The sequence below is a fragment of the Saccharomonospora xinjiangensis XJ-54 genome, assembly GCF_000258175.1.
GTDB classification, from domain to species: Bacteria; Actinomycetota; Actinomycetes; order Mycobacteriales; family Pseudonocardiaceae; genus Saccharomonospora; species Saccharomonospora xinjiangensis.
Map to the genome: position 1 here is coordinate 3,438,715 of NZ_JH636049.1, position 21,232 is coordinate 3,459,946.

General features: G+C 68.8%; 24 protein-coding genes. 22 read left to right on the forward strand and 2 right to left on the reverse strand.

Going from position 1 to position 21,232, the window contains the following annotated elements:
- Nucleotides 1-25 precede the first annotated feature (25 nt).
- The 13 genes from SACXIDRAFT_RS15525 (at nt 26) to SACXIDRAFT_RS15585 (ending at nt 13,235) form a co-directional block, all read left to right on the forward strand.
- Nucleotides 26-2,299, forward strand: coding sequence for a beta-ketoacyl-[acyl-carrier-protein] synthase family protein (locus SACXIDRAFT_RS15525; RefSeq protein WP_006239540.1), 2,274 nt, complete (start codon nt 26-28; stop codon nt 2,297-2,299).
- Nucleotides 2,296-3,021, forward strand: coding sequence for a nitroreductase family protein (locus tag SACXIDRAFT_RS15530; protein WP_006239541.1), 726 nt, complete (start codon nt 2,296-2,298; stop codon nt 3,019-3,021). Before SACXIDRAFT_RS15525 ends, SACXIDRAFT_RS15530 begins: the two co-directional genes overlap by 4 nt.
- Nucleotides 3,018-4,262, forward strand: a complete 1,245-nt coding sequence (locus SACXIDRAFT_RS15535) for an FAD-dependent oxidoreductase (protein WP_006239542.1) — start codon at nt 3,018-3,020, stop codon at nt 4,260-4,262. The genes SACXIDRAFT_RS15530 and SACXIDRAFT_RS15535 overlap by 4 nt, the downstream gene beginning before the upstream one ends.
- Entirely contained in the window at nt 4,259-5,140 is an 882-nt protein-coding gene (locus tag SACXIDRAFT_RS15540; RefSeq protein ID WP_006239543.1) for an alpha/beta fold hydrolase, read from the forward strand. The genes SACXIDRAFT_RS15535 and SACXIDRAFT_RS15540 overlap by 4 nt, the downstream gene beginning before the upstream one ends.
- An 18-nt stretch (nt 5,141-5,158) precedes the next feature.
- Complete coding sequence (locus tag SACXIDRAFT_RS15545; RefSeq protein WP_006239544.1) at nt 5,159-6,064, forward strand: ACP S-malonyltransferase; 906 nt, start codon at nt 5,159-5,161, stop codon at nt 6,062-6,064.
- Nucleotides 6,061-6,603: a holo-ACP synthase gene (locus SACXIDRAFT_RS15550; protein ID WP_006239545.1), complete on the forward strand. Its 543-nt coding sequence runs from the start codon at nt 6,061-6,063 to the stop codon at nt 6,601-6,603. Before SACXIDRAFT_RS15545 ends, SACXIDRAFT_RS15550 begins: the two co-directional genes overlap by 4 nt.
- Entirely contained in the window at nt 6,600-7,472 is an 873-nt protein-coding gene (locus SACXIDRAFT_RS15555) for a nuclear transport factor 2 family protein (protein WP_006239546.1), read from the forward strand. The genes SACXIDRAFT_RS15550 and SACXIDRAFT_RS15555 overlap by 4 nt, the downstream gene beginning before the upstream one ends.
- Nucleotides 7,473-7,478: 6 nt before the next feature.
- Nucleotides 7,479-8,252 (forward strand): alpha/beta fold hydrolase, encoded by a 774-nt coding sequence (locus tag SACXIDRAFT_RS15560; protein WP_006239548.1) that lies wholly within the window; start codon nt 7,479-7,481, stop codon nt 8,250-8,252.
- A complete protein-coding gene (locus SACXIDRAFT_RS15565; protein WP_157599678.1) occupies nt 8,249-8,740 on the forward strand; it encodes a holo-ACP synthase in 492 nt (163 codons plus the stop codon). The genes SACXIDRAFT_RS15560 and SACXIDRAFT_RS15565 overlap by 4 nt, the downstream gene beginning before the upstream one ends.
- Entirely contained in the window at nt 8,737-9,834 is a 1,098-nt protein-coding gene (locus SACXIDRAFT_RS15570) for a right-handed parallel beta-helix repeat-containing protein (protein WP_006239550.1), read from the forward strand. Before SACXIDRAFT_RS15565 ends, SACXIDRAFT_RS15570 begins: the two co-directional genes overlap by 4 nt.
- A complete protein-coding gene (locus SACXIDRAFT_RS15575; protein ID WP_006239551.1) occupies nt 9,831-10,769 on the forward strand; it encodes an ABC transporter ATP-binding protein in 939 nt (312 codons plus the stop codon). Before SACXIDRAFT_RS15570 ends, SACXIDRAFT_RS15575 begins: the two co-directional genes overlap by 4 nt.
- Before the next feature lie 20 nt (nt 10,770-10,789).
- Nucleotides 10,790-11,983 (forward strand): ABC transporter permease, encoded by a 1,194-nt coding sequence (locus SACXIDRAFT_RS15580; protein ID WP_006239552.1) that lies wholly within the window; start codon nt 10,790-10,792, stop codon nt 11,981-11,983.
- Between the two features lie 97 nt (nt 11,984-12,080).
- Nucleotides 12,081-13,235: an ABC transporter permease gene (locus SACXIDRAFT_RS15585; protein ID WP_006239553.1), complete on the forward strand. Its 1,155-nt coding sequence runs from the start codon at nt 12,081-12,083 to the stop codon at nt 13,233-13,235.
- 79 nt (nt 13,236-13,314) lie between these two features.
- On the opposite strand, the gene SACXIDRAFT_RS15590 is transcribed toward SACXIDRAFT_RS15585, so the two are convergent.
- Nucleotides 13,315-13,713, reverse strand: coding sequence for a hypothetical protein (locus tag SACXIDRAFT_RS15590; protein WP_006239554.1), 399 nt, complete (start codon nt 13,711-13,713; stop codon nt 13,315-13,317).
- A 56-nt stretch (nt 13,714-13,769) separates the two neighbouring features.
- The gene (locus SACXIDRAFT_RS15595) at nt 13,770-14,543 is read right to left on the reverse strand and encodes an alpha/beta fold hydrolase (protein WP_006239555.1); all 774 of its coding nucleotides are present in this window, start codon (nt 14,541-14,543) and stop codon (nt 13,770-13,772) included.
- Nucleotides 14,544-14,601: 58 nt separating this feature from the next.
- Here SACXIDRAFT_RS15595 and SACXIDRAFT_RS15600 point away from each other — a divergent pair, with 58 nt between their 5' ends.
- From SACXIDRAFT_RS15600 to SACXIDRAFT_RS15640, 9 genes are all read left to right on the forward strand, one after another.
- On the forward strand, nt 14,602-14,952 hold the full coding sequence (locus SACXIDRAFT_RS15600; protein ID WP_006239556.1) for a MerR family transcriptional regulator: 351 nt from the start codon (nt 14,602-14,604) through the stop codon (nt 14,950-14,952).
- Nucleotides 14,953-14,987: 35 nt separating this feature from the next.
- Nucleotides 14,988-15,851 carry a peptide chain release factor N(5)-glutamine methyltransferase gene (gene prmC, locus SACXIDRAFT_RS15605; RefSeq protein WP_040922214.1) on the forward strand — a complete coding sequence of 288 codons (864 nt, stop codon included), beginning with the start codon at nt 14,988-14,990 and terminating at the stop codon, nt 15,849-15,851.
- A gap of 49 nt (nt 15,852-15,900) precedes the next feature.
- A complete protein-coding gene (locus SACXIDRAFT_RS15610) occupies nt 15,901-16,551 on the forward strand; it encodes an L-threonylcarbamoyladenylate synthase (protein WP_006239558.1) in 651 nt (216 codons plus the stop codon).
- Nucleotides 16,552-16,621: 70 nt separating this feature from the next.
- On the forward strand, nt 16,622-17,776 hold the full coding sequence (locus SACXIDRAFT_RS15615; RefSeq protein ID WP_006239559.1) for a glycosyltransferase family 4 protein: 1,155 nt from the start codon (nt 16,622-16,624) through the stop codon (nt 17,774-17,776).
- A gap of 61 nt (nt 17,777-17,837) precedes the next feature.
- On the forward strand, nt 17,838-18,398 hold the full coding sequence (locus SACXIDRAFT_RS15620; RefSeq protein WP_006239560.1) for a Cg1360 family ATP-synthase-associated protein: 561 nt from the start codon (nt 17,838-17,840) through the stop codon (nt 18,396-18,398).
- A gap of 203 nt (nt 18,399-18,601) precedes the next feature.
- Nucleotides 18,602-19,384 (forward strand): F0F1 ATP synthase subunit A, encoded by a 783-nt coding sequence (gene atpB, locus SACXIDRAFT_RS15625; protein ID WP_006239561.1) that lies wholly within the window; start codon nt 18,602-18,604, stop codon nt 19,382-19,384.
- Between the two features lie 117 nt (nt 19,385-19,501).
- A complete protein-coding gene (locus SACXIDRAFT_RS15630; protein WP_006239562.1) occupies nt 19,502-19,741 on the forward strand; it encodes an ATP synthase subunit C-like protein in 240 nt (79 codons plus the stop codon).
- 47 nt (nt 19,742-19,788) lie between these two features.
- On the forward strand, nt 19,789-20,346 hold the full coding sequence (locus tag SACXIDRAFT_RS15635; RefSeq protein WP_006239563.1) for a F0F1 ATP synthase subunit B: 558 nt from the start codon (nt 19,789-19,791) through the stop codon (nt 20,344-20,346).
- 7 nt (nt 20,347-20,353) lie between these two features.
- Nucleotides 20,354-21,175, forward strand: coding sequence for a F0F1 ATP synthase subunit delta (locus SACXIDRAFT_RS15640; protein ID WP_006239564.1), 822 nt, complete (start codon nt 20,354-20,356; stop codon nt 21,173-21,175).
- Nucleotides 21,176-21,232: the final 57 nt, after the last annotated feature.

The following is a 21,232-nucleotide window of genomic DNA, read 5'->3' on the forward strand; positions in this document are numbered from 1 at the left end:
CGTCGGAGGCGAGTGAGGAGCGAACATGGTGCTGCGCCCTGTGGTCATCACCGGAGTCGGGGTGATCTGCGCGGTCGGCCGCGATCCCGAGGAGTTCTGGCTGCGGCTCACCTCGGGCGAGTCCGGCATCACCGCCGTCCGTGACGAGCGGTTCGCCGCGTTCGAGGCCCGTTTCGCAGGCCAGGTCCCTGACGAGTGGATCGAGGGGCAGTTGCCCGACTCGGACCACTCGCTCGACCGGACGGCCAGGCTGGCGCTGGTCGCGGCCAGGCAGGCGGTGGCGCACGCCGGCCTCGGCGAGATCCCGGCAGGACGGTTCGGGGTGGTGCTCGGCAAGTGCCAGGCAACGCCCGACCAGGGTGGTGGCTACCAGCCGATGCACGCCACCGCAGACACGGTGGCCTCGCGTCTCGGAGCGGGCGGTCCCCGCATCCTGGTTTCCACAGCCTGCGCTGCCGGAGGCAACGCCGTCGGCCTGGCCAAGGACAAGATCCTCACCGGTGAGGCCGACGTCGTCCTCGCAGGCGGGGTGGACCCCTTGCTGTTCGGGACCTACGCGGGATTCGCGGGACTACAGGCGCTCAGCTCGAATCCGTGCGCGCCCTACAGCCGTTCGGACGGGTTGAACCTCGGTGAGGGCGCGGCGTTTCTGGTGGTGGAGCCGCTCGATCGGGCGCTGGCGCGAGGCGCGGAGCCACTGGCCGAGGTGGCGGGCTACGGCCTTTCCGCCGACGCCTACCACGCCACCGCGCCCGACCCGACGGGGCGAGGCGGCGTCAGCGCGGTTCGCAGGGCGCTGGCCGACGCGGGGCTGAGCACCGACGACGTGGACTACGTCAACGGTCACGGCACGGGGACGCCCGCCAACGACGCGATGGAGAAGAAGGTCATGCGCACCGTGTTCGGCGAACGTGCCGCAGCGGTGCCGACCAGCAGCATCAAGTCGTTCATCGGACACACGCTCGGCGCGGCTGGGGCGGTGGAGGCGGTGGCCAGTGTGCTCGCGCTCCGGAACGCAACGGCGCCGCCGACGATCGGGTTCACCGACGAGGCGATCGCCTCGGCCACGTTGGACTTCGTGCCCAACACGGCCCGCGCGCTGCCGATGGACGTCGTCGTGTCGAACAACTACGCCTTCGGCGGCAACAACGCCTCGCTCGTGCTCCGCACTCCGGGACCGGCGCGCTCCTACGAAGCGCTGCCTGCCACGGACGTCGTCCTCACCGGCATCGGCCCCGTACTCGGAATCGGTACGGGAGTGGACCAGCTCAGGGTCGCGCTGGCGGAGAGCCGCAGCGCCGTCGGTGCCGAACCCGTTCTCGACGGCCGGACCTTCGCGCCGCGTTCATTGTGGCGGCACATGAACCACCTGTCGCGCATGGCGATCGCCGCCTCACGGCTGGCGTGGGAGGACGCGAAGCTCAAACTGGGCAGGGCGGCGCTGGAGAACGTCGGCGTCGTCTTCGCCACCGCGGCAGGGTCGGCCGAGAGCACGCTCGGGTTCGACGAGAGCGTGCTCGCCAACCCCAACAAGCCCGCCGTGCTGAGTTTCTCCAACGTGGTGTTGAACGCGACGGGTGGCGCGGTGTGCCAGACGCTGGGGCTGCGGGGTGTCACGACCACGATCTGCAACGGCAACGCCTCCGCCTCGATCGCCCTCGACTGCGCCGTGGAGGCCATCCGGTGCGGCAAGGCCGAGGTGGTGCTCGTGGTCGCCGCCGACGAGGTCGGTGACGGCGTGGCCACCTCGCTCCCACCGGCTTCTCCGGTGCCGTACGACGAAGGCTCGTCCGCGATGGCAGCGGCCTCGGGTGCGGTCTGCCTGGTCGTCGAGTCGGCGGCGCACGCGGCGGCCAGGGGCGCCACGCCGTACGCCAGGGTCGCGGCGTCGTCCCACAGCTCGGCGACCGGCATGGGCGAGCAGGCGCTCATCGAGCGGGGTATCGCCGCGGTGGCATCCGAGGGCGCCGACCTGGTGGTCGGGTCCGCTGTGGGCGGTGAGCGGGACGCAGAGGAGGCGAGGGCCGTGCTGGCCTCGGTGCCGGGCGCTCCGCTCACGGCTTCCGCGGGACTGACCGGCGATGTGCGCTCGGCGACCGGAGCGCTGAACCTCGCGCTCGGGGCACTGGCGATCGCCGACGGTGTCGCGCCCGCACTGACGGACCTGGCGAGGCCGAGGGCCGGATCGGTCGAGAACTACCTCCGCAAGCCGGACGCCGTCTCCGGAGTGAGGACCGCGCTGGTGCTCAGCTCCGCACCGGGGTCGGTGCGGGGCGCGACGTTGCTGGAGGCGGTATGACGTCGGTGCCCTTCGACGTGCTGGAAACCGACCGGCTGCTCACCACGACCCGGTCGGTGCGGAGGAGGCTGGACTTCGAACGGCCGGTGCCTCGCTCGGTGATCGAGGAGGCACTCGAGGTCGCTGTCCAGGCTCCCACGGCGAACAACCAGCAGAACTGGCGCTGGGTCGTCATCACGGAGGCGGCCGTGAAGGAGCGGCTCGCGGAGCTGATCGACATCTCGTGGCGGTTCCACCAGAAAGAGGTCTGGACCGCGTCGGGACGGCGGCGAAACAGCAGGCAGGCGCAGCGCAACAACGACTCCGCCGCACAGCTGGCCGCCGAGATCGCCAAGGTGCCGGTGCTCGTCATCCCGTGCGTGCTCGGCAGGCCGCCGGACATCGGCGCGATCGATGCGGAGTGGCTGCGTTCCCGCCCCGCCGACGCGGCGACGGCGCGCGACGACGTCCGTATCGGCGCGATGCGGGCCAGCACCTTCTACGGCTCGATCTTCCCGGCGATCTGGTCGTTCCAGCTCGCACTCCGCAGCCGTGGCCTCGGCAGCACGATTACGTGCCTGCACCTGCCGTTCGAACGGCAGGTCGGGGAGTTGCTCGGCATACCGGCCGGGGTGACGCAGGTCTGCATGGTGCCCGTGGCGTACACGGTCGGCACCGACTTCCGCCCCGCGAACCGGTACCCGGCGAAGTCGCGTACGAGTTGGGAGAGGTGGCAGGCATGAGTGTGGAGTACACCGACGTCGTCATCGTGGGCGGAGGGATGGCAGGCACCTCGGCCGCCGCGTACCTCAGCGCGAACGGGCTGTCGGTCGTGCTACTGGAGAAGCAGGAGCGCTACGCCGACATCGTCCGAGGTGAGTGGTTCGCGCCGTGGGGCATACAGGAGGCCCAACGGCTCGGTGTGGACGAGGCGATCGCGTTCGGGGGCGGCTGGGAGATCCGCGAATGGACCCAGTGGGACGAGGTGGTAGCCCCTGACGAGGCCGAGACCGTGGACATGACGCATTTCGTCCCCGGCGTCGGAGGGCCGCTCGGCTTCCCTCATCACACGGTGTGCGAGGCGATCGCCGAGCAGGCCGCCGACACCGGGGCGAAGGTCGTCATGGGGGCGCAGCGCTGCGAGGTGACGGCGGGACCGGAGCCGTCGGTGCGCTACGAACTCGACGGGGAGAGCCACGAGGTGCGCGCCCGGATCATCATCGGCGCCACCGGCCGAGGCGGCAGGGTGGGCAGGCAGATCGGCGTCTCGATGGCCACGTCCGTGCACCACTGGGGCGGTGGAGTGCGCGTGGAAGGGATCGACGACTGGCCCATGGACGTCCAGGCGATGGGCACCGAGGGCGAGAAGAACTTCATGGTGTTCCCGCAGGGGGACGGCAGAGCCCGGCTGTACATCAACTTCCCGACGCACAACAAGCACCGGTACCGGGGAGACGGGGGCATCGAACGGTTCCTCGCCGACTTCGAGTTGAGTGCGCTCCCCGACGGCGGCAAGTCCGTCTACGCCGCGGCGAAACCGATCGGCCCGCTGAAGGTGTGGCCGTCGATCACGATGAGGCCTGAGCAGTCCATCGTCACGCAGGGCGTCGTGCTCGTCGGCGACGAGGCAGGCAACGCCGACACCGTGCTGGGTACCGGGCTGTCCTGCGCGCTGCGGGACGTCCGGCTGGTGTGCGACATCCTCCTGAAGGAGAGCGACTGGTCGCCCGAGGCGTTCCGGCCGTACCTGAAGGAACGCGAGTTCCGGATGGAACGGCTCGTGTTCGGCGCCTCGGTCATCTCCACATTGCAGTGCGAGTTCGGCCCCGAGGCGACCGAACGCCGTCGCCGCGCGCGCAGGCTCATGGCCGAGAACCCCGCGGCTCAAGTGCTCGGCCTGCTCAACATGGTTCCGCCGGAGGAAGTTCCGGAGTTCGGCTTCAGCGAGTTCTTCGCGGAGCGCCTGTTCAGGGAGACCGCATGACCGCGAGACAGTCATTGATCACCGATTCGGTTCACGTCAACGGGGTTGATCTCGCCTACGTCGATAAGGGCGAGGGAGACCCGGTCGTGCTGCTGCACGGCTTCCCCGACTCGCACTACCTGTGGCGGCATCAGATCGACCCGCTCGTGGAGGCGGGGTTCCGGGTGATCGTCCCGGACCTGCGGGGTTTCGGGGAGTCGAGCAAGCCGCAGGAGATCGACGCCTACGACATGCGCACGATCGTCAACGACGTCGTGGGCTTGACCCAGCACCTCGGGATCGGCAAGGCGCACATCGTCGGTCACGACTGGGGCGCCGCGATCGCGTGGATGTACGCCTTCCTCATGCCCCGTCGCGTCGATCACCTCGCGGTGTTCTCGGTGGGGCATCCGGGAGTCTTCGCGATGCCGACGATCGAGCAGCGCAGGGCGAGCTGGTACATGCTCTTCTACCAGTTCCCCGGGGTCAGTGAGCAACTGCTGCGGCGCAACGGATGGCGGTTGTTCAAGGAGATCATGGGTGCCGAGGGCGACTACCAGCGGTACCCGCGCGAACTCGCGAAGCCTGGCGCGCTGACGTCGGCGCTGAACTGGTACAGGGCCAACCGCTCACCCGAGGCGGAGCTGCGCGTGGAACGGAACTTCCCGCCCGTGCTGGCTCCGACGCTCGGGGTGTGGTCAACGGGCGACAAGGCCATGTTGGAGGAGGGCATGACGGGCTCGGCGAAGTTCGTCAAGGGCCCGTGGCGCTACGAGCGCGTCGAGAACTCCAGCCACTGGATTCCGCTCGACCAGCCGGAACTGACGACCACGTTGCTGAAGGGTTTCCTCGGTACCGAAAAGCCCGCGGCGATGCCGACGCGCAGGCGCAGGCTCTGACCGGGACCGGAGGACGTTGTGATCGGTTTCGTGTTCCCCGGTCAGGGCACGGTCCGCGTCGGCATGGGCGGCTGGTTGCGACGCGATCCCGTCGGCGGCGCGATCCTGCGCAGGGCGGACGAGCTGTCGCCTGAGCCGATCAGCGCGCTCTGTGCGCGGGGACCGCTGCCTCGGCTGGTGGACACGGCACACGCTCAGCCTGCCGTCACGGCATGCAACCTCGCCGCGCTGGCCGTGTTGCGGGCGAAGGGCCACAAGCCGGACGTCGTCGCGGGGCACAGCGTCGGCGAACTGAGCGCACTGTGCGCGGCCGGGGTCATGGACGTCGATACGACGATCCGGCTGGTGGGTGCGCGGGCCCGGCTGATGTCCGCACTCCCCGAGACCGGCGGCATGGCCTCCGTTCTGGGACTTTCCGTCGAACGGGTCGAGCAGCTCGCCGAACTGGCCGCCGCGCCGGGTGAGCCGTTGGTCGTGGGACTGGAGAACGCGGCGGACCAGGTGGTTGTCTCAGGTTCGTTCGCGGCGATCGAGCGGTTCACGGCAGCGGCGGGTGAGGCCCGCAAGATCGTGGCACTGAAGGTGAGCAATGCGTTCCATTCCCCGCTGATGGCCGGTGCGGTGGACGGCTGGGCCGAGGCGGTGCGCTCCGCGCCCCTTCGGCCACCGGAGATTCCCGTGATCCCCAACGTCACGGCCGAGCCGACAACCGACCTCGCGACCATTGTGGACGCACTCATCGAGCAGCTCACCGGCAGGGTTTTGTGGTCACGCACCATGCGTGAGCTGGCCGTGGCGGAGCACTGCGTCGAGGTGGGGGACAGCAAGGCGCTGAGCGGGATGCTGCGCACCGAGGGCGTTCGCTGCGTGAGCATGGCGGCGCCGACCGCGTTACGCACGTTGGCCGCGTTGGTCGCGACATGACGAGCGGGACGACGGTCCGTGAAGTGGCGTCACCCGGCGCTCTCCTCACAGAGGCAGGGAGCGAACCTGTCTCGTGGGCCTGCGCGACCGTGAGCTTCGCCGGTGTCCGCTCACCGGCGGCGCTGGTGGACCCGCTGCCGTTGGAGGTCGTCTTCACACGGGCCGAGCGAATCCGGTCGGGCAGTGGCAGGACCGTGCAGCACTGGGCGGGCAGGCTCGCGGCGAAATGCGCTGTGCTGCGGCTGCTGGGACTCGACCCGGCTCACAGGGCGAACGCGGACCTGCTCGGTGAGGTGGAGATCCTGCCCCGCCCATCGGTCTTCTGCACGCGCACCACGGCCTGCCTGCACGGGCACCCGCCCGGCGTGCGGTTGCCTGCGGCGCTGCGCGATCGGGTCGAGACGGGTACGCGCATCGGGGTGTCGATCAGCCACGCGGCCTCCACCGCGATCGCCGTGGCACTGGCGTCCGCGCCGCTGCCCGAGGACGACACCGACCGGTACGGCAGCGACGAGTACGAGGACGGGAACGAACGATGACTCTCACGGAGACGGCCAGGCACTGGGTGTCGGCGTGGCGGACCGGCAGCGCTGAGGAGGTGGCAGCCGTCATCGCCTCCTTCGCCGACCCGGACACGCGGGAGCCGGTGCGGGGCGAGGCGCTGACCGGCCATCTCGACGCCGTGTTCCGCAGGTTTCCGAAATGGACACTCGACGTGGAGACGGTGGCCGACGCCGGGCCGACCGCTGTCGTCACCTGGACCCTCACCGCGCCGCACCGCGCGCCGTATCTCGGTATCCCGGTGACCGGGGGCGGGGCGGAGGTGCGCGGAGTGCGGGGCTGCGACGTGCTCAGCCTCGTGGACGGCGAGGTTCACGTCAGGCGCTACCACGATCGCCTCGGCATCGCCGAGTCACTCGGCCACACCGCCCGGTTCCTCCCGCCGCCCACCCCGGACATGGAGTACGGAACGAGTTTCCGCGCGGCCACCGACCGCACCACACAGCCTGGCGCGTTCACGTTGACCTGGCTCGACGCCCGTGACGAGGAGGAGGGTGCCGAGGTCACGTTGCTCAGCACCGAGGTGGTCAAAGCACTGCGGCCCACCAAGGGTTTCCTCGGCGCGGCAATCTTCGAGATCGGCAACCGGAAGTACACCCTCAGCGCCTTCGACACGCTCGCGTCCGTGCGCGCGGTGCACGCGCGCCCTCACCAGCGGGCCATGCGCAAGTTCTTCAAGGGCGGTCTGTGCACCGGTGCCTACACCAGCGTGTGGCAACTGGAGCGCGACAGCCTCTACCTGCGGTGCCCTTCCTGCGACGTGATGGTGTCCGCCGCCGAAGGCGCTTCCTGCGACTGCGGGTGGACCCCTCCGCCCAGCCCCCTGTTCTCGCAGCCCGAGGAGTGAGATCCCGTGACCACCTTCACCGCCGAACACCACAACACCCCTGGCGACGGGCCCCTCGTCGCCTTCATGTCCGCGTTGTTCGCGGGCAAGTGGATCTGGGACCAGCCGTTCGGGGCGCTGGCCGCTGCCGGCCGTCCCGTGCTGCGCACCAACGAGGCGATCTGTGCCATCGACGCGAAAGTGGCGGGCTCCATCGAACGACTCGGCGACGCGTTCCTGGAGTCCTGTGACGAAGCGGGCGTGGGCGAGGTCGTCGTGTGTGCCAACTCGCTCGGCGGGCTCGTGGCGATCGACCTGGCAGGCCGGTTTCCCGACCGGGTCCGCGGCATCGTGGTCAGCGGTGCGCCCGGCCTGAGCACCGAGCCCGATGTCGGCCTGAGCATGGACCGCAGGGGCAGCGTGAAGCTCGCGACCGATCAGTTCCGGGAACGGATGCTGAGCGCCCTGTTCCACGGCGAGCCGTTGTTCACCGAGGAACAGATCCTCGCGACGGGTGAGTTGCTCGCGACAGGTCCGGCCATGGTCGCGATGGCGCGCAGTCTCAGGGCCACCCGCACTTACCGCGTCCCTGACGGGTTGGACAAGGTGCGCTGCCCTTCGCTGTACGTATGGGGCAGGCACGACAGGATGACCCCGGTGCAGCCGTGGCAGGACCTGGTGGCGCGCTACCAGGACACCGAGTTCGTCACGGTGGACGACTGCGGTCACATCCCGATGGTCGAGCGAGGCGACGACTACACCCGGCGGCTTCTGGAGTTCCTCGACCGGGTGGCGGGGTGAGCGTGCCCCGGATGCTGTTCGGGATCGACCTCGTGGACGTCCGGCGGGTCGCGCGTGCGCTCGACCGCAACGGTGTTGTGTACGCCAGGCACGTGCTCGCGGAGGACGAACAGTGCCTCCACACCGACCGGACGCTGGCGACCGCCGCTGGTGTCGCGGTGAAGGAGGGTTTCGTCAAGGCGGTCGGCGGCAGACCACCCGGGTTCTCCTGGCACGACTTCGTCGCGCAAGGGCCTGGTGGCTCGCCTGCCCTGATCGACCGCTCGCTGGCAGGCGCGTTGCCTCCGATCTCCGCGGCCACCGGCATCGAACTGACCGAAGTGCGTACCTACACGGTGCGCGGTGCCAGCCGGGACGCGGCGCTGGCCCGGCTCGGCGAAGCCCCCGGCGAGACGTCGGTGGTGGGCGCCGCTCGCTGGGGACGACGCCACGAGGTGATCGTCGCTCTTGCCATACTCGTCACGATTTCCGCGAAGGAGAACTCATGAGTTCCGCGAACGGCACCCGGTCGGAGGCGGCCGAGACGACCGAGACGACCGAGGTGCCCGTGGCTCCCGGTGAGTCCGTGCAGGCGGTGCTCGCCACCGTGGAACCGAACACGGTGGTGCGGCTCGCCGAAGGGACGTACGCGGGCAATCTCGCCGTCACCACACCAGGTGTGAGCATCGTGGGCGCGGGCCCGGGCCGCACGGTGCTCGTGCCCGGCGCGGTGGCCCCCTCGACGATCCCGCCACTGCACGACGCGCCTGCCGATGTGGTCAGCGGAATCGCCGTCCACGCGACGTCGGACGTCACGATCGAGGGTCTGACGGTGCGCGGGTTCAGCGGCGCGGGCGTGTACGTCCACAGTTGCTCGGGAGTGCGGTTACGCGATGTGGAGTCGGACGCCAACCGCGTGTGGGGGATGTACCTGCGCGAGTCGGGTGACGTGGCGGTGCGACGGTGCAGGGCGGGCGCGAGCCAGTACGCAGGGGTGGCGTTCGCGTTCTGCTCCGAGGCCGACGCCGTGGTGTCGGACAGCGACTTCTCCGGCAGCGCGTTCGGCGTGTTCGTTGACAACTCCAGCGGGGTGCGCGTGCTGCGCAACCGCTGCCACGGCAACGCGGCGGGAATTCTCCTGCTGCATCAGACCTACGAGGGTGAACTGCCGGGTGGGGTGCGCGACTGTCTGGTCGCCGACAACGAGGTCTCCGGCAACACCCTCGCCGCGGGCGGAGACGAGCCGGATGCCCTCGGTGCGGCGGGCCCGCCGATCTCGGGTGTCGGCATCGCGGCCATCGGCGTCGAGCGGGTTACGGTCGTGGGTAACCGGGTCCACGACAACCGCCCCTCGGGGCCCTCGGTGATGCCCGGAGCGCTGGTGCTGGCCAGCTCGGCGGACTGGGGCGGTTCCGACGCGGTGGACAACTGTTTCGAGTGGAACGTCGTCACCGGCAACGAACCGTTCGACGCGTTGGTCGGAACGGACCCGTCGGGGCAGCGGTTCCGCAACAATGTGGTCGGCTCCTCCCAGCCCGAAGGACTGTTCGAAGGACACGTCGAAGGACACGTCGAAGGACAAGGACCACAGGGGACGGTATGACCGCTGCTCTGCACTGCGAGAACCTCGTCAAACGGTACGGTGACAGGACGGTGGTCGATCACGTCGGCTTCCACATCGACCCCGGCGAGGCGTACGGACTGCTCGGGCCGAACGGGGCGGGGAAGACCACCACCATCTCGATGGTGATGGGGCTGCTGAAACCCGACGAAGGGTCGGTGCGGGTCAACGGCATCGACGTGGAGGCCGACCCGGTGGCCGCGAAACGGCTCATCGGCTACGTGCCGCAGGAGATCGCCCTCTATCCCGAGCTGACGGCGAGGGAGAACCTGCGGTACTTCGGACGGCTCTACGGCCTGCCGAGGAAGCAACTCGCCCGCCGCATCGACGAGGTGCTCGCCGCGGTGGGACTGACCAACAGAGGCGACGACAAGGTCCAGACCTATTCCGGCGGCATGAAGCGACGCACCAACATCGGTGTCGCGCTGCTGCACGAGCCGAAGCTCCTGATCCTCGACGAGCCGACCGTGGGAGTGGACCCGCAGAGCAGGGTGGCCATCCTCGACAACGTCGAACGGCTCGTCGGCGAGGGAATGAGCCTGCTCTACACCTCCCACTACATGGAAGAGGTCGAGCGCATCTGCACCCGCGTCGGGATCATGGACAAGGGCCGGGTCGTCGCCGACGGCACGAGGCGTGAGCTGGTGGCAGAGCTCGGTGGCACCGACAGGATCGAACTCGTCCTCGACGGCGACGCCGACGCCGCGGTCGAGAAGCTGCGCGTTCTCGAGGGCGTCACCGAGGCCGTGATCACCGGGCCGAACTCGGTGCGGTTGCTGGCCGTCGAGGGACGCCACCTGCTTCCCTCACTCCTCGCGGCCGTGGCAGGAGCGGCCACGGTGACGGGCGTCGAGGTGATCGAGCCGGACCTCGAAGCGGCCTTTCTGCACCTGACCGGCAGCACACTGCGCGACTGACCACGGCAAGGGAGTTGAGCGTGGGGAGCAAGTTCGGGCCGCTGGCTGTGATCGTCGGCCAGGAACTGAGGTCCCGCTTGCGGGACGGAACCGCCGTGTTGATCGCCTTCGTCGCGCCGGTCCTGCTGGCGACGCTGTTCGGCGTCGCACTCGGCGACGACGGCGACGAAGGGCCGTTGCACACCGCGATCGGAGTCGTTGACGACGACGGTGGCGAGTTCCCCGCCAGCGTGCAGCGGGAGGCGATGAAGACGGAGGAACTGCGGGAGGTGCTCGAATTCCGGCAGTTCGAAGGGGAATCCGGCGCGCGGAACGCCTTGGACGCCGGTGAGGTCGGCGCGGTCCTCGTGTTCCCTCCCGGTTTCAGCGACAGTGTCAGTGCCGGTGAGGGTGGCTCGGTCTCGGTGCTGGAGTCGGTTGACGCGCCGTTCGCGGGTGCCATCGCCAGAAGCCTGGTCAACCAGATCTCGGCGCTGGTTGAGGCGAGAACGCTGGCCGTGAAAGCCTCGCTCGACGCGGGCGTGCCCGCCGACGAGGTGAAGCTGTTCGTCGAGGACAACGGGGCGGCCGGTCCCGCGCTGCGGATCTCGGGTGACACGGTGGCGGCGGCCGAGGTCGAGATGACAGTCCACTACGGCGCGGGGATGGCGGTCATGTTCGCGTTCTTCGTGGTGGGGACGTCGGCCCGGAGCCTGCTCACCGAACGGCAGCTCGGCACGCTCGACCGCATGCGGGCCGCGCCGATTCCGTTGTGGACGACCCTCGCAGGCAAGGCGGCCGTGGGCTTCCTGCTCGCGCTCGTGAGCATGTGCGTCACGTGGGTCTCCTCGGTTCTCATCTTCGGCACCGACTGGGGCGATCCGGCGGCGGTGTTCCTGCTGCTGCTCGGGCACACCTTCGCCGCGACGATGCTCGTGCTGCTCGCGGCGAGCAGGGCGAGAACCGACGCGCAGGTGGACGGGTTCGTCATGGCGATCTCTTTCGTCTTCGCGCTTCTCGGGGGCAGCATCGTCCCGGTGTACAACCTGCCGGACTTCCTCCAGGCAGCGACCCTGGCGACACCCAACGGCTGGGTCTCGACGGGGCTCGGCGAGCTGGCCGAGGCCGGTGCCGGGGTGTCGGCCGTCGCCACACCGGTGGCGGTACTGCTCGGCATCGGGGTGCTCGCGGCCATCCCGGCGTTCCTGCGGTTCGCGAAGGGACGGTTCGCATGATGTCGTTCCCGGCTTCCCACTGCGTACCGGCGGGGTGTCCGGCACCCGGTTCGCCGCTCCTGTCCGAGGCACGGATCGTCCGCCGATTGGAGTTTCGATGAAGCCTCGTCCGATCGCCGCGCTGGTGGTGGCGAACCTGCTGCGGCAGGTGCGTGACAGGGTGGGTTTGTTCTTCATGGTCGTCATGCCGTTCGTGACGATCCTGTTCGTGGGACTCGCCATGGGCGGCACGTCCGGCGACGACGAACTACCCGTAGGCGTGTACGCGCAGCGAACCGATCCGGTGGCCGACGCCGTGGTGGCCGAACTCGAGCGGGGCGGCCAGGTCGTCGTCGAGAGGTTGGACTCGGTCGAGAAGCTGCGGGAGGAGGTGAGCAGGGGTACGGTGGCGGCGGGCTTGATGATCACGCCTGGTGACGCGGAACTCGACCTCGTCCTGGCACAGACCAACGGCACGACACTGGCGGCCCGCGCCGCCATCGATGTCGCCGTGGGCAAGGTGGCCGCCGTGCTCGAGGCTCAGCGCGCCGCGGAACGTGCGGGTGCCACGCCGGAGGAGGCGGCCCGGTACGTGCGCCAGGCGCAGGCCGACGCCGCGCCCGCCACGGTTGACGTTCGCACAAGCGAGGGCGAGGAGGGCGGTCAGCCCAGCGGCTTCGCCTACACCGCGCCCGCCAACCTGCTCCTGTTCACCTTCATCAATTCCATGGCCGTCGCCGCGGCGCTCGTGGAGAGCAAACGTCTCGGGATGATCCGCCGTTCCGTCGCGGCGCCGGTGCGTGAAAGCCGCATCCTGCTCGGTGAGGCGGTGAGCCGCTTCGCCGTCGCGCTGGCACAGTCACTGCTCATCATCGTGGTGAGCGCGCTGCTGTTCGGCGTCGAATGGGGCGATCCGCTCGGCGTCGCCGTGGTGGTGGGCGTCTTCTGCCTTGTGGCCACCGGCGCGGCGATGCTCGTGGGTGCCTACGTCCGGTCCCCGCAACAGGCACCCGCCATCGGGCCGCCGCTCGGGATCGTGCTGGGCATGCTTGGCGGATGCCTGTGGCCGAGGGAAGTGGCAGGGGAGCCCTTGAACACCCTCGGCTACCTCTTTCCCCACGCGTGGGGCATGGACGCGCTCCTGGCGCTCACGGAGCCGGGCGCGGGCCTGCCCGATGTGGTGACCGAGGTGGCCGTGATCGCGGGCATGGCGGTGGTGGTGCTCGGTGTGGCACTCGTGGTGTTCCGCAAACGCGCGGTGCTCGTGGCCTGACCGGCGTGGTGCCGCGCGGAGTCGTGCGGCCAGGACGGCTGAGGCCGGTCACGGGTGCGTGCGGGGCCGACTGGCCCGGTCACGCCTCGGAGCCCGCGAGGCGGACGAAGCCCGCGATGCGGGGGTGGAACGTGACCGGGCAGTCCCGGCCGACACCGGATCGCACCCCCGCCGCCACATCCTCGTCCGGCTCACCGAACACCTCGAAGCGCTCCACGGTGCAGTGCTCCATGACCTCCCTGATGTACGGGTCGGCGAGCTTCCAGTGCGTGCGGACCGCGTCGGAGTCACGGTAGAGCTGGAAACTGTGTGCGAGCAGCCTCTCGGTGTCCACAAAGGTCTGCACCAGCAGTTGCGGTCCGTGCCGGTCGGCGAAGTCAACGGCGCTGGTGATCGCGTCGCGGAAGCTGTCGAGATGGCCTTCGGTGATCCGCATGGTGTTGCGGAAAAGAAGGACGGTGTCGCTCCGGGTCGTCATGCACCCACTCTCACACCTCCACCGCACTGGAGCTCAAGGGCTCGTTCACCCGGGGGTCACGGCTCGCGGGTGCCGAGGAACTCCGTCACGGCCTTCAGCCATTCCCCTGGCGCGTCCGCACCGACGAGGTGGCCGCAGTCGATTTCCACGAGCTGTGAGCCGGGGATACCGAGAGCGAGTTCGCGGCCGAGCGCCGGGCTGATCAGCTGGTCCCGGGTCGGGACGACGACGAGCGTCGGCACGGTGATGCGGGCGAGTTCGGCACGGGTGTCCACCGAGGTGACCAGATCGACGTGGTCAGCAGTACCCGGCGGGACCGACGCGGCGATGTCCTCGACGGCCGCGTCGATCGTGCCGGGCGTGAGTGCGTCGAGCCGGACGGGGTCCGAGGCGGCGTGGAGCACGAACCTGGCGAGCGCGCGTGGGTCGCCGTCGAGGAGGTGCCGCCAGACCTCGACGCCGAGGCGCGTGCGGTTGTCGAGCCTGGCGAAGCCCGCGGTGAGGATCAATCTCGTGACACGTTCGGGGTGGCGGGTCGCCACCCGCACCGCCACCGCCGTCCCGAGCGAGTACCCGAGCACGGTGAACCGCTCGACTCCCTCCCTCACCGCCGTGTCCACGAGTGCGTCGGCAAGCCCGTCGAGAGTCAGGGGTGTGGCACTGCGCGGTGTCGCACCGGTGCCGGGGTAGTCGGCGCCGATCACCGTGTGTGTGCGGGACAGCACGTCGATCAGCGGGCCGAAGTTGGCCTCGACGCTTCCTCCCGCGCCGTGCGCGAGCAGCAATCCAGGCCCCGAACCTGTCGTCGTCGTCGCGAAATTTCCGGTCATGACGCGACGTTAAGGTCTGACACCGGTGACAAGGTCAAGACTGGAGGCGGGAGGCAACGTGCTGATCGGCGAGTTGGCCACGCGCACGGGCGTCAGTGCCCGGCTGCTGCGGTACTACGAGTCGCAGGGTCTGCTGCGGGTGCGGCGGGACATCAACGGCTATCGCGTGTACGACGAGGACGCGGTCACGCGCGTGCGGCAGATCAAGGCGTTGCTCGGCGCCGGCCTCTCCACCGAGCAGATCCGCGTCGTGCTCCCGTGCGCCAGTGGCGAGAACCCGCGGCTCGACCTCTGCCCTGAGCTGCGTGAGCTGCTGGAGGGACAGCTGCGTGCCGTTGACGACCGCATCGAGCAGTTGCGGCGCAACCGCCTCGCGCTGGAAGGCCTCGCCGGTGAGGTCCGGGTCTGACCACGCTGTCCGGGGTGTGTGCAAGTCTTGACCTCGTGAAGAGACTGCCCCTGCGACTGGCGCTGATGGAGGCCGCTCGAACCCTCGACGAGGCAGGCGTGGCGTCACCGCGTGCCGAGGCCGAGCTCATCGCCGCCCATGTACTCGGTGTCGAGCGGGGACGGTTGCCGCTCGTCCCGCTCGTCGATCCTCCCGTCGTGGAGGCCATCGGCAGGCTGGCCGCCGAGCGCGCCACCAGGGTGCCGCTCCAGTATCTCCTCGGCGAGGCCGTGCTCGGCGGTATCAGCGTGCGGGTCGGCCCCGGGGTGTTCGTGCCGAGGCCCGAGACCGAATTACTGCTGGAGTGGGGGCTGAAGGTGCTCAAGGGCCGCGAGTATCCGGTGGTCGTTGACCTGTGCACGGGGTCGGGGGTACTCGCGCTCGCCGTGGCGAACGCCAGGCCGGACGCGGTCGTCTACGCGCTCGACAACGACCCCGACGCGCTGGCGTGGGCGCGCCACAACGCCGATCTCCGCGCCGAGGCAGGGGACACCCCGATCCGCCTGTACTCCGGCGATGTGACGGACGACACGGTGTTCGCGGAACTGGACGGGCTCGTCGATCTCGTCCTGTGCAACCCGCCTTACGTGCCACAGGGCACCCCCGTTCCACCTGAGGTCGCCGACTACGACCCGCCGCAAGCCGTGTTCGCCGAGCAGGGCGGCCTCGGAGTCATCAAGCACGTCGTCACGATGGCGGCCCGCCTGCTGAGGCCGGGGGGTGGTGTGGCCATCGAGCACGACGACACCCACGCGCGCGCGGTTCCACCACTGTTAGAGGCGCGGCGGGTGCTCACCGACGTGGCCGATCACACCGATCTCGTGGGGCGTCCCCGGTTCGTCACCGCCCGCAGGGCCTGACCGCCGTGGGCCGTGGGCCGGTGCGAGGGCATCGCTAAGCTTGGCGCGCATGAGCGCGGTGTACGACTGCGGTGATCCGCACACGAGGTCAGACGGGCTTAAAGCCGCAGCTTCGGCGGTGCGTTCCGGCAGGCTCGTCGTCCTGCCGACCGACACCGTCTACGGGATCGGTGCCGACGCCTTCGACGCGGAGGCCGTGCACGCACTGCTGCGGGCCAAGAACCGGGGACCGGACATGCCCGTCGGCGTCCTCGTCGGCTCGTGGTCCACAGTGGACGGGCTGGTGCTCGGCCTCTCCCAGCAGGCGAGAACGCTCATCGAGGCGTTCTGGCCCGGTGATCTCTCGATCGTCGTTCCGCACGCGCCGAGCCTCCAGTGGAACCTCGGAAGCACGAGGGGCACGGTGATGCTCCGCATGCCGCTGCATCCGGTGGCGCTCGAACTGCTGCGTGAGGTCGGCCCCATGGCGGTGTCGAGCGCCAACGTGTCGGGGCAGCCCCCCGCCTCCACGGCTCAGGAGGCACTCGACCAGCTCGGCGATTCCGTCACCGTCTACCTTGACGGAGGTCCGAGCGGCGACCCCGTGCCCTCGACGATCGTCGATCTCACCGGTGAGGCGCCGTCCCTGCTTCGTGAGGGCGCCGTCAGTGCCGAGGCGGTGTCGGAGGCCCTCGGCATGGAGATCGGCCGGGCACAGTGAGCGGTAGCGGTAGCGGTAGCGTTGCACACTGTGAACAACCCGTTCGTGTTTTTCGGAGGGTGACGCGGCCGTGAACTCCGCCGTCCCCACCGGTCTTCCCATCCGCGAGTACCTTCTCGTCGCGCTTGTCTCAGCCGCGTTGACCTATCTGCTCACCGCACTGGTGCGCCGCTTCGCGATCAAGGTCAAGGCCGTCGCCGTCCCGCGTCAACGCGATGTTCACGTCGTCCCGATCCCGAGGATGGGCGGGCTCGCGATGTATTTCGGCGTGGTCGGGGGCATGGCGCTCGCCCACCAGCTTCCGGTGCTCAGAAGGGCCTTCGAGTACTCCTACGATCCCGTGGCCGTCCTCATCGGTGGCGGTGTGATCGTGCTCATCGGCGCGCTCGATGACCGGTTCGAGCTGGACGCGTGGACCAAACTCGCCGGTCAGGTCATGTGCGCGGGCATTCTCGTCCTGTTCGGCGTTCAGTGGGTCTCGCTGTGGGTGCCGTGGGGCGGTGACGCCGACGCGGTCGGCAACGTCCTGATGTTCGACCGCAACCAGGGTGGCCTTCTGGTCGTGCTGCTGGTCGTCGTCATGGTCAACGCGATGAACTTCGTCGATGGCCTTGACGGGCTCGCGAGCGGACTCGGGCTCATCGCGGCTGCGGCGACGTGCACGTTCACCCTCTGGCTGCTCCACTCGTCCGGCGGCGAGGTGAGTACATATCCGCCCGCACTCATCGCCGCCACGCTCGCCGGTGCGTGTCTGGGATTCCTCCCGCACAACTTCCAGCCCGCGAAGATCTTCATGGGCGACTCGGGCTCGATGATGATCGGGCTGATGCTGGCCGCCGCGAGCACGTCGGCGTCGGGCCGCATCGTGTACACGTCGTTCGACGCCACGGACGTCGTCGCCCTGCTCTCGCCGCTGTTCGTCGTGGCGGCCGTGCTGTTCCTCCCGCTGCTCGACCTCGTGCTCGCCGTCGTCCGGCGCACGCGACGAGGGGAGAGCCCGTTCGCCGCAGACAAGATGCACCTGCACCACAGGCTGCTGGAGATCGGGCATTCGCAGCGCAGGGCGGTGCTGCTCATCTACCTGTGGGCCGCGTTGCTCGCGTTCGGTGCGGTGGCGGTGGCGATGTTCGACACCTCGGCCGTGTTCTGGATCACGTGTGGTGGTCTGGTAGTCGCCGCGCTCGTCTCACTCGTGCCACGTCTTCGCCGCAAGCAGGCGGACTAGGCTGGGCAGGGTCGGCGGCGGTGCCGGCGCGGTAGGTCGAGCAGTTGGAGGAGCAAGGCGAATGAACGCGATGGACGGTGGCGCGGACGCCTCCACGGCAGCCGATCACCTGTCCGGCGCCGCAGAAGCCGGAAGCTCCACGCGGGACTCCGCTCGGGACTCGGCGCAGGCCGAGGTTCGCGCCGCCCACGCGCGGTCGGTGTACCAGCTCGCCGACGCGATGCTGCGGTGGGGACTGCGCCTCTCACTACCGCCCGTACTGGTCACCATCGGTGTCGCGACGGTCCTGGCAGGACAGGTCGGCCTGGTCGGTGCCGCCTTCGGGGCTGTGCTCGGGTTCGGCTCCTCACTGGTGACGATCACGATGATGCGGATGGCGGCCACCAGGCCGCCGAGCGCGCTCATGGCCGTGGCCCTCGGTGGCTACGCCGCGAAGATGTCGGTATTGCTGGTGGTCATGCTGCTGCTGCGCGACGTTGACGGGTTCAGCAGGCCCGCGCTGGCCTTCGGGATGCTGGTCACCGTTGTGGCGTGGGCGGCTGCGGACATCGTGGCGTTCCGGACGACGAAGACACCTACTCTCGTCGTGCCCCGTTCGGCCGAGATCGATACGGACGCCTAGACCCGATCTCCTGCGTCCGGCAGGGTAGAAGTACGCCCGTACGGCTTGGCTGTGATGCCCCTGGTATCGTCCGCGGCAAGGTCACATCCCCGTTCGGGGATGCCCTGCACGGTGCCGGAACTGTATCCGGTACGTTAAGTCCAGGTTTGTGACGATTCCCCCGGCGGAGTGAACGCCGGCCGGGAGAACCGGAAGGAGCCCAGTTGGGCGCGCTGGTACTAGCCGCAGGTGACGAATTCACACCGCCGACGGCAGAATCCTTCGATCTGCCGGCAATCTTCGGCTGGGTCACGAAACCCATGCTGCTTGCCGTGCTCTCGGTCGTCATCATCGTGGCCTTCTTCCTGATGACAACAAGGAAGATGAGCGTCGTTCCCGGCAAGGGGCAGTTCCTTGTCGAATCGATCTACGACTTCGGGCGCAACAACATCGCCCGTGAACAGATCGGTGCGGCCGACTTCCTCCGTTTCGTGCCGCTGGTGCTGAGCCTGTTCACCTTCATCCTGGTGAACAACCTGTTCGGGCTCGTGCCGATCCTCCAGTTCCCGACGATGTCCCACATCGGGTTCCCGCTCGCCCTTTCGGTGCTGGTGGTCTACCCCGTGTACCACTACGCGGGCATCCGGAAGCACGGCCTCGGCAGGTACCTCAAGAACCAGCTCTTCCCGCCGGGCGCACCGAAGTGGGTGTACGTCCTGCTGACGCCGATCGAGTTCTTCACGAAGTTCGTGATGAACCCGATCACGCTCGCCATCCGAGTCTTCGCGGCGATGTTCGCGGGTCACTTGCTGATCATGCTGTTCGGGATCTCGGCCGAGTACCTGCTGTTGCACGGCGAGGGCGTGCTCAAGGCGATTTCCGCGTTGTCGTTCGCGGGTGCCGTGGCGATCACATTCATCGAGGCGCTCATCATGGTGATCCAGGCGTTCATCTTCGCGTTGTTGTCGGCCAACTACATCGGGGCCGCTCTGGCCGAAGAGCACTGAGCGACCCGGAAAAGACCGGCGGACGGGCCACGCGAAGGTGACGTCCGTTCAACCCCAAGGCAAAACCTCCGTTAACCGAACACGGACGAAGTTGGAAAGGGAAATCACGTGAGCTCCATGCTTCTTGCCCAGCAGGCCGCCGCGACCGACATCAACGCCGGTCTCGCCGTCATCGGCTACGGCCTCGGCGCTATCGGTTCCGGTATCGGTGTGGCCATGATCTTCTCGTCGGTCATCAGCGGCACCGCCCGCCAGCCCGAGGCGCAGGGCAAGCTGATGAACATCGGCTTCACGACGTTCGCCCTGGTCGAGGTGCTCGCACTGCTCGGGTTCGTGCTCTTCTTCCTCGCGGGCTGACGCTCCTCCACCGACTGTTTGAATAACCAGACGAAGTGGAGACGGCGATGATTCTGGCGCAGGAAGAGTACAACCCGGTTCTTCCGCACACCTCCGAGATCATCATCGGTCTTGTCGCTTTCCTCCTCCTGCTGTTCGTCATCACGAAGTTCGTCAAACCGCGCTTCGAGAAGCTGTACGAGGAGCGAGCAGCGAAGATCGAGGGCGGTATCGAGAAGGCCGAGAAGGCTCAGGCCGAGGCCGAGCAGGCGCTGGCGCAGTACAAGGCGCAGCTTGCCGAGGCTCGTAGCGAGGCCGCCAAGATCCGTGATGACGCACGGGCCGAGGCCGAGCAGATCAAGGAAGAGCTGCGGGCGCAGGCCGAGGAGGAGGCGCGGCGCATCGTCGCGCAGGGCGAGGCACAGTTGCAGGCCCAGAGGGCTCAGCTGGTGGCCGAGCTTCGAGACGATCTCGGACGCAACGCCGTCCTGCTCGCTGGGCGGATCGTGGGCGAGTCGCTCGAGGACGAGGCGCGGCGCCGAGGCACCGTTGACCGGTTCCTGAGCGAACTCGAAGCCAGTGGCTCTGTCAGTGGTGCGGCTGGTGCGGCCGGAGCAAGGAAGTAGGGCCTAGATGACGCTGCATGCTGCGAGCCGCGAGGCTCTGAGCTTCGCCGAGACCCGTCTCGACGGAGTACTCGGCGACGCGGGCGCCGATCCGTCCGCCGTCGGGGAAGAGCTGCTCTCCGTGGTGGATCTGCTCACCAGGGAGATCGGGCTACGGCGGGCCGTGTCGGACGGTTCGTCGGACCCCGAGGCCCGCAAGCAGCTGGTCGCCACCCTGCTGCGGGACAAGCTCTCGGCCCCCGCGCTGTCGGTGCTGGAAGCCGTGGTGGGCGAACGGTGGTCGAACCCGCGCGAGCTGGTGGACGGCCTCGAACACCTCGGTTTCTCCGCTCTGCTCGCCGGTGCGGAGAAAGCGGGCAAACTGGACGCCGTCGAAGACGAATTGTTTCAGTTCGCTCGTATCCTGGAGAGCACGCCCGAGTTGGAGGGTGCGCTGTCCGACAGGACGGCGCCCACCGAGGCCAAGCGCGGCCTCGCCCGCCAGCTCGTGGCGGACAAGGTCGATCCGATCACGAAGGTGCTGATCGAACAGGCCGTGGTTCGCCCGCGTGGCCGCAGTGTCGCTCACGGTGTGGACAGGCTGGTCGAGCTGGCCGCCGGTCGTAGCGACAGGGCAGTTGCCCGCGTCACCAGCGCGACGGAGCTGACGGACGAGCAGCGCGACCGCCTCGCAGGGCAGCTGGAACGACTGTTCGAGAGGCCGATCGCGTTGCACGTGGCTCTCGACCGTTCGCTCGGCGCAGGCCTGGTGGTCCGGGTCGGCGACGAGGTGATCGACGGCAGTGCCGCCGGAAGGCTGGAAGCCTTGCGCAGGCAACTGGCCGGGTGAACGTCCGGCGACATGACACATACTTTGCACACTGGCAAGAACGAAGTGAGAGCGGGA

Bases quoted from the DNA above. Each gene is read 5' to 3' on its own strand.
- SACXIDRAFT_RS15550 (WP_006239545.1), top strand. From the start codon at position 6,061: ATGACGAGCGGGACGACGGTCCGTGAAGTGGCGTCACCCGGCGCTCTC.
- SACXIDRAFT_RS15540 (WP_006239543.1), top strand. From the start codon at position 4,259: ATGACCGCGAGACAGTCATTGATCACCGATTCGGTTCACGTCAACGGG.
- SACXIDRAFT_RS15570 (WP_006239550.1), top strand. From the start codon at position 8,737: ATGAGTTCCGCGAACGGCACCCGGTCGGAGGCGGCCGAGACGACCGAG.
- SACXIDRAFT_RS15525 (WP_006239540.1), top strand. From the start codon at position 26: ATGGTGCTGCGCCCTGTGGTCATCACCGGAGTCGGGGTGATCTGCGCG.
- SACXIDRAFT_RS15575 (WP_006239551.1), top strand. From the start codon at position 9,831: ATGACCGCTGCTCTGCACTGCGAGAACCTCGTCAAACGGTACGGTGAC.
- SACXIDRAFT_RS15590 (WP_006239554.1), bottom strand. From the start codon at position 13,713: ATGACGACCCGGAGCGACACCGTCCTTCTTTTCCGCAACACCATGCGG.
- SACXIDRAFT_RS15640 (WP_006239564.1), top strand. From the start codon at position 20,354: ATGACGCTGCATGCTGCGAGCCGCGAGGCTCTGAGCTTCGCCGAGACC.
- SACXIDRAFT_RS15630 (WP_006239562.1), top strand. From the start codon at position 19,502: ATGCTTCTTGCCCAGCAGGCCGCCGCGACCGACATCAACGCCGGTCTC.
- SACXIDRAFT_RS15620 (WP_006239560.1), top strand. From the start codon at position 17,838: ATGAACGCGATGGACGGTGGCGCGGACGCCTCCACGGCAGCCGATCAC.
- SACXIDRAFT_RS15610 (WP_006239558.1), top strand. From the start codon at position 15,901: ATGAGCGCGGTGTACGACTGCGGTGATCCGCACACGAGGTCAGACGGG.
- SACXIDRAFT_RS15585 (WP_006239553.1), top strand. From the start codon at position 12,081: ATGAAGCCTCGTCCGATCGCCGCGCTGGTGGTGGCGAACCTGCTGCGG.
- SACXIDRAFT_RS15635 (WP_006239563.1), top strand. From the start codon at position 19,789: ATGATTCTGGCGCAGGAAGAGTACAACCCGGTTCTTCCGCACACCTCC.
- SACXIDRAFT_RS15555 (WP_006239546.1), top strand. From the start codon at position 6,600: ATGACTCTCACGGAGACGGCCAGGCACTGGGTGTCGGCGTGGCGGACC.
- SACXIDRAFT_RS15535 (WP_006239542.1), top strand. From the start codon at position 3,018: ATGAGTGTGGAGTACACCGACGTCGTCATCGTGGGCGGAGGGATGGCA.
- SACXIDRAFT_RS15595 (WP_006239555.1), bottom strand. From the start codon at position 14,543: ATGACCGGAAATTTCGCGACGACGACGACAGGTTCGGGGCCTGGATTG.
- SACXIDRAFT_RS15530 (WP_006239541.1), top strand. From the start codon at position 2,296: ATGACGTCGGTGCCCTTCGACGTGCTGGAAACCGACCGGCTGCTCACC.